14 protein-coding genes are annotated in these 17,437 nt (G+C 59.5%); 8 read left to right on the top strand and 6 right to left on the bottom strand.

From position 1 onward, the window contains the following. Positions 1-14: 14 nt before the first annotated feature. Entirely contained in the window at positions 15-461 is a 447-nt protein-coding gene (locus tag MRK42_RS03910; protein WP_082791926.1) for an HIT domain-containing protein, read from the top strand. Between the two features lie 89 nt (positions 462-550). Beyond that, complete coding sequence (locus MRK42_RS03915; RefSeq protein ID WP_042028786.1) at positions 551-1,252, top strand: DUF3334 family protein; 702 nt, start codon at positions 551-553, stop codon at positions 1,250-1,252. Positions 1,253-1,318: 66 nt separating this feature from the next. On the opposite strand, the gene MRK42_RS03920 is transcribed toward MRK42_RS03915, so the two are convergent. Further along, the gene (locus tag MRK42_RS03920) at positions 1,319-2,305 is read right to left on the bottom strand and encodes a DUF2860 family protein (RefSeq protein WP_338611774.1); all 987 of its coding nucleotides are present in this window, start codon (positions 2,303-2,305) and stop codon (positions 1,319-1,321) included. 202 nt (positions 2,306-2,507) lie between these two features. Between MRK42_RS03920 and arcB the strand changes: the two genes are divergently transcribed. From arcB to MRK42_RS03945, 5 genes are all read left to right on the top strand, one after another. Beyond that, on the top strand, positions 2,508-4,820 hold the full coding sequence (arcB, locus tag MRK42_RS03925; RefSeq protein ID WP_338611775.1) for an aerobic respiration two-component sensor histidine kinase ArcB: 2,313 nt from the start codon (positions 2,508-2,510) through the stop codon (positions 4,818-4,820). Between the two features lie 32 nt (positions 4,821-4,852). After that, positions 4,853-6,217 (top strand): dGTPase, encoded by a 1,365-nt coding sequence (gene dgt / locus MRK42_RS03930; RefSeq protein ID WP_201942138.1) that lies wholly within the window; start codon positions 4,853-4,855, stop codon positions 6,215-6,217. A gap of 320 nt (positions 6,218-6,537) precedes the next feature. Continuing rightward, positions 6,538-6,750 carry a hypothetical protein gene (locus MRK42_RS03935; protein WP_026456921.1) on the top strand — a complete coding sequence of 71 codons (213 nt, stop codon included), beginning with the start codon at positions 6,538-6,540 and terminating at the stop codon, positions 6,748-6,750. 223 nt (positions 6,751-6,973) lie between these two features. Further along, positions 6,974-11,200, top strand: a complete 4,227-nt coding sequence (locus MRK42_RS03940; protein WP_354688902.1) for a transporter substrate-binding domain-containing protein — start codon at positions 6,974-6,976, stop codon at positions 11,198-11,200. Next, the gene (locus MRK42_RS03945) at positions 11,193-12,404 is read left to right on the top strand and encodes an EAL domain-containing response regulator (RefSeq protein ID WP_201942132.1); all 1,212 of its coding nucleotides are present in this window, start codon (positions 11,193-11,195) and stop codon (positions 12,402-12,404) included. Before MRK42_RS03940 ends, MRK42_RS03945 begins: the two co-directional genes overlap by 8 nt. Before the next feature lie 126 nt (positions 12,405-12,530). Here the strand turns inward: MRK42_RS03945 and rfaH are convergent, their stop codons facing one another. The 4 genes from rfaH to metN all read right to left on the bottom strand — a co-directional run bounded on the left by rfaH (position 12,531) and on the right by metN (position 15,631). Beyond that, on the bottom strand, positions 12,531-13,031 hold the full coding sequence (rfaH, locus tag MRK42_RS03950; RefSeq protein ID WP_042028240.1) for a transcription/translation regulatory transformer protein RfaH: 501 nt from the start codon (positions 13,029-13,031) through the stop codon (positions 12,531-12,533). A 96-nt stretch (positions 13,032-13,127) separates the two neighbouring features. Next, complete coding sequence (gene metQ / locus MRK42_RS03955) at positions 13,128-13,928, bottom strand: methionine ABC transporter substrate-binding lipoprotein MetQ (protein WP_042070136.1); 801 nt, start codon at positions 13,926-13,928, stop codon at positions 13,128-13,130. Positions 13,929-13,953: 25 nt separating this feature from the next. Continuing rightward, complete coding sequence (locus MRK42_RS03960) at positions 13,954-14,607, bottom strand: methionine ABC transporter permease (protein WP_042070135.1); 654 nt, start codon at positions 14,605-14,607, stop codon at positions 13,954-13,956. Continuing rightward, positions 14,588-15,631: a methionine ABC transporter ATP-binding protein MetN gene (gene metN, locus MRK42_RS03965; RefSeq protein ID WP_201942127.1), complete on the bottom strand. Its 1,044-nt coding sequence runs from the start codon at positions 15,629-15,631 to the stop codon at positions 14,588-14,590. Before metN ends, MRK42_RS03960 begins: the two co-directional genes overlap by 20 nt. A gap of 501 nt (positions 15,632-16,132) precedes the next feature. Here metN and MRK42_RS03970 point away from each other — a divergent pair. Then, complete coding sequence (locus tag MRK42_RS03970; protein WP_026457144.1) at positions 16,133-16,588, top strand: hypothetical protein; 456 nt, start codon at positions 16,133-16,135, stop codon at positions 16,586-16,588. A 74-nt stretch (positions 16,589-16,662) separates the two neighbouring features. On the opposite strand, the gene ppgK is transcribed toward MRK42_RS03970, so the two are convergent. Beyond that, positions 16,663-17,406, bottom strand: a complete 744-nt coding sequence (ppgK, locus tag MRK42_RS03975) for a polyphosphate--glucose phosphotransferase (RefSeq protein WP_042070132.1) — start codon at positions 17,404-17,406, stop codon at positions 16,663-16,665. Positions 17,407-17,437 lie beyond the last annotated feature (31 nt).

Genomic DNA, 17,437 nt, shown 5'->3' on the forward strand with positions numbered 1-17,437 from the left:
ACAACGAGGTCTTCATGTTTGAACTGCACTCCCGCCTTTTGGCGGATACCCGGCAGCTCGGGGATCTGCCCCTCTGCCGTGTCCTGCTGGCCAAGGACAGCCAGTATCCCTGGCTTATTCTGGTCCCCCGTGTGGCCAATCTGCGGGAGATCCACCACCTGGCGCCAGAGCAGCAACAGCAGCTGATGCAGGAGTCCTGCGCGGTAGCGAGCCTGATGGAACAGGCACTCAATCCGGACAAGATCAACATAGGGGCACTCGGTAATCTGGTACCGCAACTCCATGTGCACCATGTCGCCCGTTTCACTACCGACAAGGCCTGGCCGGGTCCTATTTGGGGAGCTCACCCATCAGTGCCTTATGAACCACAAGTTTTGCAGCAACAGGCCGATATATGGCGTGCCCGACTCGCCAGGCTGACCGGTTTTACCCCTTTGACTGCTGATAACGGAGTCAACTGAGAGGCACGTCGCTATTTCAGTCCCCGGCCAGCGCTATCTGTTAGAGTTATGGTATAGATAAGCCCATTTTCGATGTTCAGGAAGGTCCCATGATAGTAACAAGAGCCGATGACGATGCCGTATTGACCACAGAGGATGTGCTGCTCAGCCTGTGCAACTCGGTAACGGATGTCTTGAGTGCCGCGACCATGAGCCAGGTGCGGTTTTCCGGTATGGTGCAACGGATCAGCAAGACCTGCCTCAAGCCGGATATCGGCTGTTTCGTGCTGTTTGATGGCGGTTTTTCCGGCCTGGTGGTGATCAACTTCTCCGCCGCGGCCGCCATGGAGCTGTACGAGAGCTACATGCTCAGCATGGGGCTTTCCAAGGAAGATCTCGCCATCTCCCACACCTCGGATGAGGTGAGCAACGTGATGGGCGAGCTGATGAACCAGATCGTCGGCAGCTTCACCGTCAAGGTAGGGCGCGACATGCAGACCCACATCACCCAGAACCAGCCCAAGATGCTGGCCCTGAACAAGCAGGTGATGCTGAGTGTCGATACCAACCTCGACAACCCGGAATCGCGCCGGGTAACCTTCTTCACCGCCCGCAATAACATCTTCTATCTGGAGCTGGCGATGGACAAAACCGAGTTCATCCGTATCCACAGCGACGGCATGGATGAGGAGGAGCTGGATCCGGATGCCCTGATCGCCCAGGCCAAACAGGGGGCTGCCAAACCGGCATCTGCTCCGGCGCCAGCCGCCGGCAACGATCATGATGACCTGCTGGACTCCCTCGGCATCTGAATTGGTATCAGCCAGAAAACAAGAAGGCCACCCTCGGGTGGCCTTCTGCATTGTCGGGCTTTGCTATCAGAAGTTGTAGAGCAGGCCGGTGTTGAACAGCACGGCATTGCTGTCGTAGAAGTCGATATCGGAGTCGGATTTGGAGTAACCGGCGGTGAAGGTCGCCGAGAGTGGCTCGATACCGAACAGGCGATGCCAGAAGAAGGTACCGCTCACGGCAAACTCGTCGGAATCGGCGCTACGGCCAAAGATCGGGTTGGCTTCGTCATACTTGGTCTGACCCAGATAGAGGTTGCTGACGAATGACCATTGGGCTGCGCGCTTGCCATAGGTCAGCTGCAGACCGTTGCTCTCGTAACTCTGGGCGCTGCCGTCGAGATCGGCCTGACGATAGATGAAGGCGGGTTCGAGGATCTGGCCCGGCGCCAGGTGCCACTTGTAGGAGAGTTCCATGGCGTGGATCTTGCCGTTGCGATCCAGCTTGGCGGCGGTATCGGCACCATACTGGCTGCCGCTGCGCTCTTCATCCACCTCGATCTCGCGGGTGGTCAGGCTGCCGTAGAAGTTGCTGCCCCAGATGTTGTCCCAGGCAAAACGTACGCCTTTGGACTTGATGTCGGTGGATTGACGATCCACCCCGATGGCAAACGGATCGCTCCACTGCTCGATGGGCAGGACGTTGAACACCACGGAGCCGGCTACTATGCCCTTGTCCCCCATCTCCTGACGAATGCCGAGTTGCTGGGTGAAGTCGAAGCGGATGGCATCCTGGATCAGGTTGCCGAGGAACACCTGGGTGCGGGTATCGGCAAAGGTGTAGCGAATATCGGCATTGAGCAAGGGGTTGACGCTCTGAGTGCTGTCGGCGCTGCCCAGACCATGAATGCGACGATGGTCATCATCACTGCTGGCGAAGTTGGATTCGTAGTTGATGACATTGACCCCGCCGAGCAGGAAACCGGACCAGCCGGACTCCTTGGGGATGGTCCCGAGATCTGCATACGCACTGTTGGCTACCAGTAGACCCAGGCCGAGCAGGCTAGTGTTACGCATCAAATAGCTCCCAAATTAAACGATTTTTAATTAAGTGGCGGGGATTATAGAAACCCAGCCTTAATGGCAACTGACTGAATCGGGTCAAATATCCTAGCCTACTTCTTTATTCAGGGAATCATTAATTAATTGAGCGAGATAAGAAGAGTTCACCGGGTTGTGCTGGTATTCTGTACCGCGCATATCGGGGGATAACAATAAGATGAAACAGATCAAATCCTGGGCACAATATTACGTCGACCTGATGACCAAGCTGGGACTGGTGCGCTTCAGCATGTTCCTGGCCGCCGGCATTATCGTGCTGGCCGTCGCCATCCAGATGGGGGTCACCCTCTTCCTGCGCGGCAATATCGATGTCATCGACTTTGTCCGCTCGGTCTTCTTTGGCCTGCTGGTCACCCCCTGGGCCGTCTATTTTCTCTCCATCGTGGTGGATCAGCTGGAGGACTCCCGTCAGCGGCTGAGCCGCATGGTGCGCAAGCTGCAGGATATGCGCGAGCGGGATCTTGAGCTAAACAGCCAGCTGCAGGAGAACATCAGTCGCCTCAACGCCCAGATTGCCGAGACTAACCGGGCCGAGAGCCTGCGTCTGCAAGCCATTGAGGATCTGGAAAACGAAGTGTTCCAGCGCGAAAAAGCCCAGCTTCATCTCGGGGAGCGCACCGCCCTGCTGCGCTCCTTCATCGACTGCTCCCCCGATCTGGTCTACTACCGAAACGAAGACGAACAGTTCTCCGGCTGCAACCGCGCCATGGAGGAGCTGACCGGCAAGGCGGAGGCCGAGCTCATCGGTCTGACCCCGTTCGACGTCTACAAGCAGGAGATCGCCAACAAGGTGGTGGAGACCGACAAGCTGGTCTTCGCCAGCAACGAGCCTCTCACCTACGAACAGTGGCTGGAGTATCCCGATGGCCGCAAGGCCTACTTCGAGCTGCGCAAGGTGCCCTTCTTCGACCGGTTCGGCAAGCGGCTCGGTCTGCTTGGCTTTGGCCGTGACATCACCGAGCGCAAGCAGTATCAGGACAAGCTGGAGAAGGCGAGCCGCGACAAGACCACTTTCATCTCCACCATCAGCCACGAGCTGCGCACCCCGCTCAACGGCATCGTGGGCCTGAGCCGCATGCTGATGGATACGCCGCTCGATCCCAAGCAGCATCAGCAGCTCAAGACCATCCACCTGAGCGCCGTGACCCTTGGCAACATCTTCAACGACATCATAGATCTCGACAAACTGGACCGACGTCGGCTGGAGATTGCCCCGGCCCGTCTGGACCTGCCCGCCTTCCTTGATGAGCTGGAGACTCTATCGCGTATCCAGGCGGAGCAGAAGGGGCTCTATCTCCACTTCGATCGGGATGGAGACATGCCGCAATTCGTGATGGCAGACGGTACCAGGCTACGTCAGGTGCTGTGGAACCTGGTGGGCAATGCGGTCAAGTTTACCGATGAGGGTGGGGTGACAGTGCGCTGCCTCTCCCATCCGGCGGACGAACCGGGCAAGCTGGCGCTGCACTTCGAGGTGGAAGACACCGGAGTCGGCATCCCCCGAGCCCAGCAGGAGAAGATCTTCGCCATGTACTATCAGGTGCAGGGTCAGAAACACGCCACCGGTACCGGCATCGGCCTCGCGGTATCCCGTCAACTGGTACAGGCCATGGGTGGCCAGCTCTATGTGGACAGCGAACCGGGGGAGGGCTCCTGCTTCACCGCCGAGCTGGAAGTAGCCTGCGCCGAACCCGTATTGCCGGAGCTGGAGGAGGAGATGCCCTCCCTCGACATCCTGCTGGTGGAGGACGTGGAACTCAATGTGACGGTGGCCTGCGCCCTGTTGACCAAGCTGGGCCATCATGTCCAGGTGGCGCGGGATGGTGGTCAGGCGCTGGCGATGGCCAATCCCGATGATTTTGATCTGATTTTGCTCGATATCCAGTTGCCGGACATGACCGGCTTTGATGTGGCGGCCCAACTGCTTGATCGTTACGGTGACAGCCTGCCGCCCATGGTGGCGCTGACTGCCAACGTGACCGGTGATCGCCAGTATTATCTGGATCGCGGCATGCGGGATGTGATCAACAAGCCGCTGGGCTCGAAAGCGGTGCGGGAGGTGATTGGCCACCTGTTTGCCGATTTGGCGGAAGATGAGGCCGACGAGCAGGCCGATGCCGGCAATCAGGATGCACTGCTGGATATCCCCTTTCTCACCGATTACGCCGATACCGTCGGCAAGCCGGTGCTGCTCTCCAGCGTCGAGCTGTTCGAGAAGATGATGCCGGACTACATGGCGGTGCTCGATTCCAACATGGTTGCCCGGGATCAGGCCGGGGTGGTGGAAGAGGCGCACAAGATAAAAGGGGCGGCCGGCTCCATCGGCCTGCGCCGCCTGCAGCAGACAGCCCAGCTGATCCAGAGCCCGGATCACCCCGCCTGGTGGGAGAATGTCGAGGACTGGATCGAGACGCTGCGCCGCGAGTACCCAGGTGACATCGCCCGCTTGCGGCGCTGGTTGTTGTCTTGAGTCCGATGAAAGCCGCTGGCAAGGAGTCGCCTATGTATCGCCGTTTGATTACCCCCGAGCGCATCCACCCCTGGGGAGATGAGGAGCTGCTGGAGGCGACCGAGCAGGATCGTGCCCGAATTGTGCAGGCCGCCCCGGTGCGCCGTCTGCAGCAGAAGACCCAGGTCTTTCCCCTCGACGTGAAGGCGTCGGTGCGCAGCCGTCTCACCCACTCGCTGGAGGTGCAGGAGACCGGCCGCCAGATCAGCCGCCATATTCTGGCGGCCTTGCCGACCGGAATGGTTTGTGAAGGGGCCTTTATCAATCTGGTGGAGATGTCCTGCCTGCTGCACGACGTGGGCAACCCGCCGTTTGGTCACTTCGGCGAGCAGGTGATGAGCCAGTGGCTCGGCGAGATGCTCGATCCCCTCTATCAGCAAGCTTTGGGCCTGACGCCTTCATCCCAATGGGCGGAACTGCGCCAGGATCTGCTGCTGTTCGATGGCAATGCCCAGAGCCTGCGCCTGGTGCACAGCCTGCACGAACTCAATCTCACTTTGGGGCAGCTGGCGGCGCTGTGCAAATACCCGCAGCAGCCGCAGGCCGGGGTGAGCTATGGCCAGCATCATGGCTGGAGCAGCAAGCGGGGCATCTTCTTTAGCGAGCAGCCCCTCTATCGCGCTCTGGGCCAAAGCCTGGGGCTGGCCCAGGGCTGCCGTCATCCACTGGTCTACATCATGGAGGCGGCCGATGACATCTCCTACTGCATCGCCGATCTGGAAGATGCGGTGGATCGGCGCATCCTCACCCTCGGCGAGCTGCTGACGGCGCTGCGCAGCGCAGACGGGAGCGATTATCTGTCCGGATTGCTCGATGATGCGCTGGCTTCCGGCAGGGGCTTTTTCCCCCACTTTCGCCAGCAGTTGACCCGGGATCTGGTGGCGCTCGCGGCAAAGAGTTACGTGGATGAACACGATGCCATCCTGCGGGGCAGTTATCCCCAGGCGTTGTTACACGGTCAGGCGCCGGCAGCGCGGGTGCTCGACATGCTCAAGCAGGTGGCCCGCGAGCTGGTGTTCCGGCGCCCCGAGGTGGAGGCGCTGGAGCTGGAAGGCTATGCCGCCCTGCGCGGGGTGCTCTCTACTTACGCCTGCCTGTTGGCAATGCCGGCCGGGCAGTTTGCTCGCTTGCTGGCGGGGGAAGGGGGCAATGAACTGTTCTTCGCCCGGCGCCTCTACCACAGGCTCTCGGCCCGCCATCTCAAGGCCTATCGGCTGGCGGTAGCGACCCGTGATGCACGCTTTACCGACGAGGGGGAGCAGGAGTGGTATTACCGGGTGCGCCTGCTGCTCGATTACGTCAGCGGCATGACGGACACCTATGTGCTGGAGGAGTACCGGCTGCTGTCCGGCATCTGACGGCGATCCCGGTTTTTGTGATGGCCATGGCTTGCCAATGAAAACGTTTTTAAAAAGGTGCCATGAGAGACTTGTATTAGATGTGAAGATTTTTTAGACTGCTGCAACCTGTTCAACTTTTACCCGGTAAGGAGACGAAAATGCAAGATCTGATGCTCAACGTTGCATTTGCTCGTTGCCCACATGGCAGCGTGAAATCTCGTGCTCTTTTACCGCGTGGCGTAAACAGGTAACCCCTGCTTATTTTTATCACCCGCGGTTGTCCCGCAGGGTGATGTCCACTTTCTCCGGGGGAACCGCATGTTCAACTGGAGAATGTCATGTCAATCGAACTGGTTTTACTGCGCAGTGTAGAGTCCTTGGTCCAGAAGCGGATCGCCCATGTCGAGCGTCGCCTGACGCAGGTCAACCTTTCGCCGGCCTTGCTCAAGGATATCGGTCTGGAGGGGTATGAGGGGCAGGTTTCCCATGTCACCCACGTCCGTGAGCGGGAGTATCAAACCGGCTTTCGGCTCGGGAATCGAATAACCTGATCAAGGGGGGAGTCATCCCCCCAACCCCTGTGGCGTGACAGGCCAGAGCCTGTCACTTTTTCTGCCATAAAAAGTAGGTCTTTTATTCACTTTTATTAGATATACCTCTATCCTCTTGGCCCCGTTTGTGACGGATGCGTATGTTTTCTCGCCTTGTGGTGCAATTGCCAGCAAGATGGGCGATAGCTGCATTATCGATTTCACTCATCAGGACAAGACGTTCATGCCTCTTTTTCGCCACTTTTTCTTCGCCTGGCTCGCGTGGCTGCTACTGAGCAGTCCGTTAAGCGCTGCGGCGCAGTCTGCATATGAAGATAGCGGTACCGTCGAGCAGCAATCCGTACCCGAACTGGTGGTGGGGGTACCACGGGAAGGCTACCCACCATTTCTCTATGCCATGTCCGCCGGTCATTATGCTGGGCCCCAGCGGGAGCTGACCCTGCGTATTGCCGCCGAGATGGGAAGAGAGGTGCGTTATGTTCCCTACGCTTCCTATGTCGAAGCGCAACAGGCGCTGATCGACGGGAAAGTGGATGCGCTGTTTGGCATCCCGCGCGATAGCCTGGATCATCGCGAAGTCAGCCAGGTCGGCTATCTGGGGAGCTATGATAGGGTGGTGCTGCTGCGAGAACCTGCCCAGATGCTCACCCTTGAGCAGGCCAAGCAACTGCGCTGGGTGTGTGTGCGCGGGTTTGGTTCCTGCCAGATCCTGGACAGGATGGGGATAGAGAACGTCACCCAGCTCAACAGTCGTGACGAGGCCAGCTACAGGGTGAAACTGGGTCTGGCCGATGCCTATGTGGGTCTGGAGCCCGCGCTGAAGAACGCCATGGAGCACATGTCCGGCCCGCTGGGGATCGTCAATCCGGAGTGGTTGCAAGGCACAGTACTGACGATTGCGATCAGGAAGGGCAATATCGCCTTGAGAGATCGACTGCTCGAGGCTTACCAGCGGGTGCCGATCACCGATTCCAGGCTGCGTCTGGGGAGAGATGAATCTCCCGTCAGCCTCGCTCATCTGCTGGATGAAGAGGAGCGGGCCTGGTTGAAAAAGCGAGAAGTGGTTCGATTTGCGGTGGCACCGGCCTTCGCCGGGATCAGTGAAATCGACAAGGAAGGTGTGCTGCACGGCTACGCGGCGGATCTGATGAAGCTGCTGAGCCTGCGCACCGGTATTCGCTTCGAGTTGACGCCAACGGATTCATGGACCCAATCCCTCGAACTGCTGCGCCGCCAGCAGGTGGATCTTATCCCCCTCATTACAGTGATGGATGAGCGGCGAGGCTACGCCTCTTTTACGTCTCCTTTCCTGATGCTCAATTCGTACGTGGTCGCCAAGCGGGGGAGCAAGAACCTGGCCTCTCTCGCTGATTTGCGTGGTCATCGGGTTGGTGGTGTGGTGGGTTCTTACGAATCTTCGGTGGTCAATGCCAATGGTGGCATCCTGGTCCAGACCAGTACGGATAACGAGCTGCTGTCGATGCTGGATGACGGGCGAGCGGATTATGTGCTGCTGACCATGACCAACATCGGTCGTCAGGCGATGCAGGGCTTCAACGACAAGTACCAGGTCGTCTATGCCAGCAGCCAGTTTGGCACGCCGATCAGCATGGCGGTGGCGCACAGCCAGCCAGAATTGACCCGCATCATGGACAAGTTGCTGCTGACCATCAGCGACGATGAGTGGGCCCTGCTGGAGCGCAAATGGCTCAATATCTCCATCAACATGGAGCAGGACAATACGCTGCTTTACCGCTGGCTGGCCTTCTCTCTGGGCGGGGTGGTGGTCATAGGCGCGCTGGCGTTTATCTGGGTCAGGAGTCTGCGACGCCAGATAGCCCAGCGCCAGCGGGCGGAGCAAAAGCTCAACGAACAACTGGTATTTGTCCAGACCCTGCTCGATTCCTTGCCCAACATGGTGGCGCTGCGGGATCGCCAGCAGACCCTGACCCTGTGCAACAAGGCCTATCGGGAGACCTTCATCGGGGCCGAACTGGGGGATGGCTGGAGCAACATGCGTCCGGACGAGCGGGAGCAGATGCTGCGCGAGGAGCGCCAGATTTGGGCGACCGGTGAGATCATCGCCGGGGCGGGGCAGAGCAGCAATCGAGATGGCACCTTGTTCCACGTCATCTATGTGAAACTGCCCTACCGCGCTGCGGATGGGAGCATTCAGGGCGTACTGACGGTGCTGACCGATGTGAGCGCCATCAAGGCGGCCGAAAGCAAGGTGCGTGAAGCCGAAACCCGGTTGAAGGACATGACCGACAGCATGCCCGGGGTCGTTTATCAATATCTGTGGCAGGGTGCGGGGAAAGGGCGTTTTCTCTATGTTTCGCGTGGCGCCGAAGAGATCCTTGGCAAACCGGCGGAGAGCTTGTTGCAGGCCCAGCCTGGCGGGGCGGTATTCGATCTCGGTGAGGAGATGCAGCAGGCGTTCGTCAGCGAGGTGGCGGCCCATGCCATGGCCCTGACGCCACTGGATCTGGAAGTCATGGTACCTTCGCCTGCGGGGACGCGATATCTGCAGGTGCGGGGCAACTTCGTCCCGCAGGAGAGTGGCGATCTGATCCTCAACGGTGTGGTGCAGGATATCACCACCCTCAAGCAGCAAGAGCTCGAGCTGCGCGAGGCGCGCGCGTCTGCCGAGCAGGCCATGCAGGCACGCAGCCGCTTCCTGGCGACCATGAGCCACGAACTGCGAACTCCCATCTCCGGCATGCACGGCATGCTGGAGCTGCTGCGCATGAGTTCCCTCGACGAGGATCAGCGCTACCTGCTGCGCAATGTAGAGAGCTCCACCAACAATCTGCTCTATCTGGTCAACGATATTCTCGATTTTTCCAAGATGGAGGCGGGGCAGTTCCAGCTCGATTACCATCCCGGCCGCCTGCAGTCCGTCATCTGCGATGTGATCCGTGGCCATGCGGCCCAGGCCTACGGCAAGGGGTTGAAGGTGACGCTGCACTGGGAGTCGCAGATCCCCGACCAGGCGGTGCTCGATGCCATTCGCGTGGGGCAGGTGATCTCCAATCTGCTCAGCAATGCGGTCAAGTTTACCGAGCAGGGGAGCATCGGCATCCGGGTTGGCTATCGCGATGGCGCCCTCGTCATCACGGTGAGTGATACCGGCATCGGGATCGCCGAAGAGAAGCAAGGGTTGCTGTTTACTCCGTTCGAGCAAGTGGAGTCCGACATCAATCGCCGTTTTGGCGGCACCGGACTGGGGCTGGCCATCTGCGATCAGCTGGTGCGCAAAATGGGCGGAACACTCTCCCTCACCAGCCGGGCCGGTGAGGGGGCCAGCTTCAGCTTCACCATCCCGCTTTCCGACTGCCGGTGGGATACCCCGGCACTGGCCGGCAGCCACTGGTGGCTGCTCAGTGATGAGCCGCTGCTGCAGGCAACCATGATCCGTTTCGGTGCTACCCTGCATCCCATTGATGGCAGCCAGCTAGATGGGGAGCTGGAAGGCTTGCTGCTGGCGGATGAACAAAGCCTCGAGCGAGCGCTTGGCAGCGAATGGCAACGCTGGTTACAGCACGCCAGTCTCAAGGGGATAGTTATCTCCCCCCGGGAGGCGCTGCGGGGGCGGCTTGGCACCAGCCACTGGTGGCGACTCGGTCAATCCCCCCTCTACCCGGACCTGCTGCTGGAAACGTGCCGCGATCTGCTGGCCGACCATGCCATGCCAAGCCAGGACGAAGCAACGGCAACTCTGGATGGCCGTGTGCTGGTGGCCGATGATCACCCGGTGAACCGGGCCTTGCTGGTCCGCCAGCTGGCGATTCTTGGGGTCGACTGCGAGGTGGTGGATAATGGCGAGCAGGCACTGCGTGCCTGGCAAGGGCAGCGTTTTGCCCTGCTGCTGACCGATTGCCATATGCCGGTCATGGATGGCTATACCCTGGCGAGAACCCTGCGCAGCCAGGGAGAGCAGGCCCCCATCATAGGGGTGACCGCCGATGCGTCCGAGGAGGCGACCCAGAGCATGACGGCGGCCGGCATGAATGGCATGCTGATCAAACCCTATGCACTGGAATCGCTGCGCAAGTTGCTGACCAAGTGGTTGCCTGCAAGCGGCACCAATGCAGCTGAGCCAGCCGACTCGACTTCTGCCCTCGAGCAAGCCAGCCGCTGGCGGGATCTGTTTGGTGATGAGGCCCTGGCCTGCACCATGGCGCGAGAATATCTGGCATCAAATCAGGCTGATTGCCAAGAGATGATGGCAGCGACGGCGGCTCGTGATACCCGGGAATTGATGGAGATAGCCCATCGCATCAAGGGGGCAGCCCGCATGGTCGGTGAAGCCGCACTGGCGGAGCAGGCGGCCAGGCTGGAGTCGGCCGCCCGGTTGAAACAGCTGGATGAACTCGAGGCGTTGGCAGCCGGTGTGAATGCCGCCATGCATGAAGTAACACGCGAAATGGGACTGTGGATCCATGAATAAGAGAGAAGATGAGCTGGTTATCATGGTGGTGGAAGATCACGCCTTCCAGCGCAAGACCCTGTTGCACCAGATCCGCAGCCTCGGATATCAGCAACTGCTGGAGGCGCAGGATGGCCTCTCGGCGTTGGCGCTTTGCCAGCATCATCAGGTCGACATTCTTATCTGTGATCTGCGCATGCCCGGCATGGATGGCATGGCGTTGTTGCGCCGCCTCTCTCTGGGGGGCTTCAAGGGGGGCATTATCCTCTCCAGTGCCCTGGAGGATGACGTGGTGGCGGCAGTGCTGCGAATGAGTGCCGCCTATGGCCTGCAGGTGCTGGGGCGGCTCGAAAAGCCCTCAAGTCCGCAGCAGATCCGGCAACTGATCGACACCTGGTCCCCCGGACAAGAGCCACAACATAGCGAAGAGGGGTACGGCATCGACGTCGTCGAGTTGCAACTGGCCCTCGAGCGGGACCAGATCCTGCCCTGGTACCAGCCCAAGGTGAGCTTTGTGACCGGTCAGTGGGTGGGCATGGAGGCGCTGGCCCGCTGGCAGCACCCGGAATATGGCATGATCTCTCCCGCCCGTTTTATTCCCCTGGCGGAGAACAATGGGCTCATCGATCAGCTGACCGAGGTCATCATCAGCAAGTCGCTCCGTGATGGTCATCTCTGGGAAGAGACGGGTCTGTCATTGAATCTGTCGATGAACCTCTCCACGACATCCCTGATCGAGGGGGATCTCTGCCACTCCCTCATCAACCAGTGTCAACGCTGGAGCATCAATCCCGAGTTGATCACCCTGGAGGTGACCGAGAGCTCTTTCGTCCAGGATTTGGGCAAGTCCCTGGAGGTGCTGACGCGTCTGCGCATGCACGGTTTTGGCCTCTCCATCGATGATTTCGGTACTGGCTACTCCTCCATGCAGCAGCTGGCGCTGCTGCCGTTTACCGAATTGAAGCTGGATCGATCCTTTGTGGATCGCTGCTATGCCGATCCTTCTCGTCTGGCCATTATCGAATCCAGCATCGAATTGGCCCGTAAACTGGGGCTCAAGTCAGTTGCGGAAGGAGTGGAAGACGAGCAGACCTGGCGCCAGCTGGCGGTACTTGGCTGCGATGTCTGCCAGGGATTTTTCTCCGCCCGGCCGATGCCCCGTCACGAGCTGAAAAACTGGCATGTAGCCTGGTTGGAACGCTTGCCAGCACTGCTGTCTGGCTGATGGGGGCTGTGCCTGGCCTATGGGCTGGATAGTGCGGTTGGTGCCGAATGAGAAAGGTTGGCAGGAAAGAGGGTCGGCAGGTTCGAAAGCGGTGGCGGAGCAAGCCGCCACCTGGCGTTATCGCGGCTAATCGAGACGGCGGAAGGTGGCATTCTCGAGGCTGCAGGGGGTCTCCTGGTTGAGCAGGTTGACCAGCAGGATGGCCCGCTTCTCGCCATCGGGTTCCATATAGATGGCTTCAAAACCGGCGAAGGGACCGGTCTCTATCTTCACCTTGTCCCCCTGGCTGGGCAGCCTGGCGTAACTGGCTCTCGCCTCGTCACTGTCATCCTTGCTCATCAGCTGATAGACAAGCGCACTGTTGATGGGCGTCCATTCGCTGCCGAAGTGGATGATCCGGCTGATGCCGCGGGTCGACTTCAGGGTGATGGGGGTGACTTCGTTCAGATCGACGAAGATAAACAGGTAGTTGGGAAACATGGGTTCCCGAACGGGAACCCGCTTGCCCCGGCGCAGCTTCTCGATCTCCACCATGGGGTAATAGGATTCGATACCCTGGGCATCGAGATGGGCGCGGGCGCGGGCCTCTTCTTTTGGCTTGCAGTAGGCCAGATACCATTTTTTCATGTGATCAGTATGTTCGTGTTGCCGTGCTCGCGGATATGATAGCGGCGCTTAATAAAAAGGCCACGCAAAGCGTGGCCTTTTTTACCGAATGGATGATTACCAGCCTTTGACCAGGCCGCCCTTGAACAGCTCCTGACCTTTCTTGTAGACATCGTCAGTCTGGAAGGACTGGACGAACTGTTTGACCTTCTCGTCATCCTTGTTGTTCTCGCGGGCCACGATCAGGTTGACGTAGGGGGACTCCTTGTCTTCAACAAACAGGCCGTTTTCGCTCGGGGTCAGACCGATCTGGCCAGCGAAGGTGTTGTTGATGATGGCCAGATCCACGTCTTCCAGGGAGCGGGGCAGCTGGGCTGCTTCCAGCTCGACGATCTTGAAGTTACGCGGATTGTTGGTGATATCCAGTACGGTGGCTTCCAGGCCGGCACCCTCTTTCAGGGTCAGCAGGCCCTGCTTCTCCAGCAGGATCAGGGAGCGGCCCAGGTTGGTCGGGTCGTTCGGTACCGCGATCTGGGCACCATCCTGCAGCTCGTTCAGCGCCTTGATCTTCTTGGAGTAACCGGCGATCGGATAGACGAAGGTGTTGCCGACCGGCACCAGCTTGAAGCCGCGATCACGGATCTGGGCATCCAGATAGGGTTTGTGCTGGAAGGCGTTGACGTCGATGCTGCCATCGTTCAGAGCCACGTTCGGGGTGACGTAGTCGGAGAAGGTCACCACTTCGACGTTCAGGCCATATTTCTCCTTGGCGATCTTGGCGGCCACTTCGACCAGCTCGGTCTCAGGGCCGGCTATGGCGCCTACCTTCAGGCTCTTGTTCTCTTCTTTCTGGCCGCAGCCGGCCAGTACCAGGCCAGCCAGCAGGGCAGCCGCAACGGATTTGATGCCAAATTTCATAAAACCTCCTGTCAGAAATCGACGATTAACGATGATCGTATTTGTTGACCAGGCGCTCACCTGCGCTCTGGATGAGTTGAACCAGCACAACCAGGATAACCACGGTGACCAGCATGACGGTCGGGTCGAATCGCTGGTAGCCGTAACGGATACCCACATCACCCAGACCGCCCCCACCGATGGCACCGGCCATGGCGGAGTAGTTGACCAGGGTCACCAGGGTAATGGTGACGCTGTTGAGGATGCCGGGCAGGGCCTCGGGCAGCAGCACCTTGGTGATGATTTGCAGGGGCTTGGCGCCCATGGCCTTGGCTGCTTCCAGCAGGCCGTCCGGCACCTCCATCAGGGCCCCTTCCACCAGGCGGGCGATGAAGGGGATGCAACCGACGGTCAGCGGCACTATGGCGGCGATGGTGCCGATGCTGGTGCCGACGATCAGCCGGGTCAGCGGGATGATGGCCACCAGCAGGATGATGAAGGGCACCGAACGGCCGATGTTGACCACCATGCCGAGGGTGCGGTTGAGCAGCGGGTTGGCCAGGATCTGGCCGGCCTTGGTCACGTGCAGCGCCACGCCGAGCGGCAGACCGAGCAGGCAGCCGAACAGGGCGGAGGCAAACACCATGATGAGGGTGTCGCCCAGGGCCGTGAACAGCAGATTAATCATTGCTTCGGACATAACCCATTACCTCCAGCTGAATATGGTTGTCGATGAAGAACTGCTGGGTGGCCTCGCACTGGGCCTCATCCCCGAACAGTTCCGCCAGCAGGAAGCCGAACTTGACGCCGCCGGCGTATTCGATGTCGGCGCTCAGGATGCTGATGTCGATGTTGAAGCGGCGGCTCGCCTCCGAGATGAGCGGCGTGTCGACCGTGCTGCCGGTAAAGCCGAGCTTTACCAGCGGATAGCTGGCGGGTACCCGCTCCGTACTCATCCGATCCTGATACTCCTGGGGTACTTCCAGGTGGATGGTGGAGTGGATGAAATCCCGGGCCAGCTGGGTCTTGGCATTGCTGAAGAACCAGGCCACTTCGCCCTGCTCGATCAGCCGGCCGTCACTGATGATGGCCACTTCGTCGCAGATCCCCTTCACCACGTCCATCTCGTGGGTGATGAGCAAAATGGTGAGCCCCAGCTTGACGTTGATTTCCTTGAGCAGGGTCAGGATCGAGCGGGTGGTCTGCGGGTCGAGGGCCGAGGTGGCCTCATCGCACAGCAGCACCTTGGGGGCCGGGGCCAGCGCCCGGGCGATGGCGACCCGCTGCTTCTGGCCGCCGGATAGCTCTGACGGATAGGCGTGGGCGCGGGCTTCCAGCCCGACCAGCGCCAGCAGCTCGGTGACCCGATTCTGGATCTTGTCCTTGCTCCAGCCCGCCAGTTCCAGCGGGAAGGCGATGTTGGCGGAGACGGTACGGGAGGCCAGCAGGTTGAAGTGCTGGAAGATCATCCCGATCTGGCGGCGGGCCTGGGTCAGGTCCCGTTCGCTCAGGGTCACCAGATCCTGGCCATCGACGATGACCTGGCCCTCTGTCGGACGCTCCAGCAGGTTGACACAACGAATGAGGGTGCTCTTGCCGGCGCCGGAGGCACCGATCACCCCGAAAATTTTGCCTTGGGGCACATGCAGGCTGACATCACGCAGGGCGTGCACGGCATCACTGCCTTTACCGTAGACTTTGTTGAGACCGATCAACTTAATCATGGGATTCTTCCGTGCTAACAGCCTTAAAGCACAGGGCGCTACAGGCGGGTGAATTGGGCAGAGGTTTCACTGGGTGACACTGCCATCATGGAGGATGATGCTAAGATGTCTGGATGGCCGTGTCAACGACCATTTATACATCTAGACGTCTAAAAAAGTGAGAAAAAGGATGCCCTTCCCGAGATGATGTTTTGTGGCGAAGAGGGGCTAAATATTGAATTCATGAATGTGGCTATCAATCCGAATTTAACATGGAAATCCTGGCTTGAATGTCATTTATATTGGATTTTGCACGACCTTTTTGTTCTGCTTCGTTTGAAGCACCTATGCACGCCCCGCCCTATCTTTTTACTTTTTGTTGCACAAATCGTTCCCGTTTCCTCGTCTATGGCACTTCTTGCCCGTTCATTTGATATAGCGCAAGGGGCAGCGCGATCCTGATTGGGGCACGAAAGATGGTTTTTTATACTGGGATGGACATCAGACAAGGAGGGCAGTGCGATGAGATTCCAACAGATCAAACAGTTGCTGCACTATCTGGAGCAGGTACATCACCAGCTTGGGCTCTGCTACGGGCGCTTGGCCGCTCAGGTGGACAGTGAACGCAGCCGGATGTTGCTGGTGTATTTGCAGGGGCGGGAAGACGCCGCCTGCGCTCACCTGCACGAGTATGGCAGCCAGCTGACCGAGGCGGTAAGGGAGACCTGGCTGGAGCAGGGGTTTAGCGAAGACATGTTGCCCGGCATTCGCCAGTTCGAGCTGCCAGCCACGGCCCAGACCCAGGATATCGTCACCCGGGTGTGTAGTTGGGAAGAGCAGCTGGTGGGCGAGCTCAATCATCTGGCCCGCGAGTGCCCGACCTCGGATACGGCGGCGCTGCTCGAGAATCTGGCCCGGCTGGAGCAGACCCGCCTGACCCGGTTGGTACACGGGGTGCATCGCCTGGACGATTTGTAAGGCCATATGAAAGAAGGGCCCGGCATGGCTGTCGGGCCCCTTGATTATGGGAGGTAGTCACAATGCCGAAGTGTTCAGCCCTGATGCTGCTCGGCGGCATAGAGGGCTGCCCCTATGATGCCTGCTTGGTTGAGGCTGGCCGCCGGGATGAGCGGCGCCCGGGTCTGGATGCGGTCGACAAACTTCTCCAGTTTGGCAGCGCTGCCGCCCCCCAGGATGAAGAGGTCGGGGGAGAACAGAAACTCGAGGCGGGCCAGATACTTGTTGAAGCGCTTTCCCCAGCGGTTCCAGGAGAGATCTTCGCGCTTGCGCACCGCATCCGAGCAGTAGTGCTCGGCGACCATGCCTTCCAGAACGAGATGACCCAGCTCGGTATTGGGCAGCAGGTGGCCGTTGACAAACACCGCCGTACCGATGCCGGTGCCTACCGTGATAAGGATGATCACCCCCTGGCGCTCCTTGCCTGCGCCAAATTTCATCTCGGCCAGACCGGCGGCATCGGCATCGTTCAGCACGTAGCAGGGCTGGCCGGTGACATCGCTGAACAGGTGAACGGCGTCGGTTTCTATCCAGCTCTTGTCGATGTTGGAGGCATTCTTGGCGATCCCGTGGTGGATGGTGGCGGGAAAACCGCACCCCACCGGCCCTTGCCAGTTGAAATGCTCCACCAGTGCCTTGAGGGTATGGGCAATGGCGGCCGGTGTGGCCGGTTGTGGCGTGGCAATGCGATGGCGCTCGCCGATCAGCTCGCCGGTTTTGGTATCGACCAGACAGCCCTTGATCCCCGAGCCGCCAATATCCACTCCCAACATATGCATCTGTGGTGTCCTTTTAATGTGCTGACCGTGA

This window comes from Aeromonas sp. 19NY04SH05-1 (assembly GCF_040581895.1).
In the GTDB taxonomy this organism is placed as follows: Bacteria; Pseudomonadota; Gammaproteobacteria; order Enterobacterales; family Aeromonadaceae; genus Aeromonas; species Aeromonas enteropelogenes.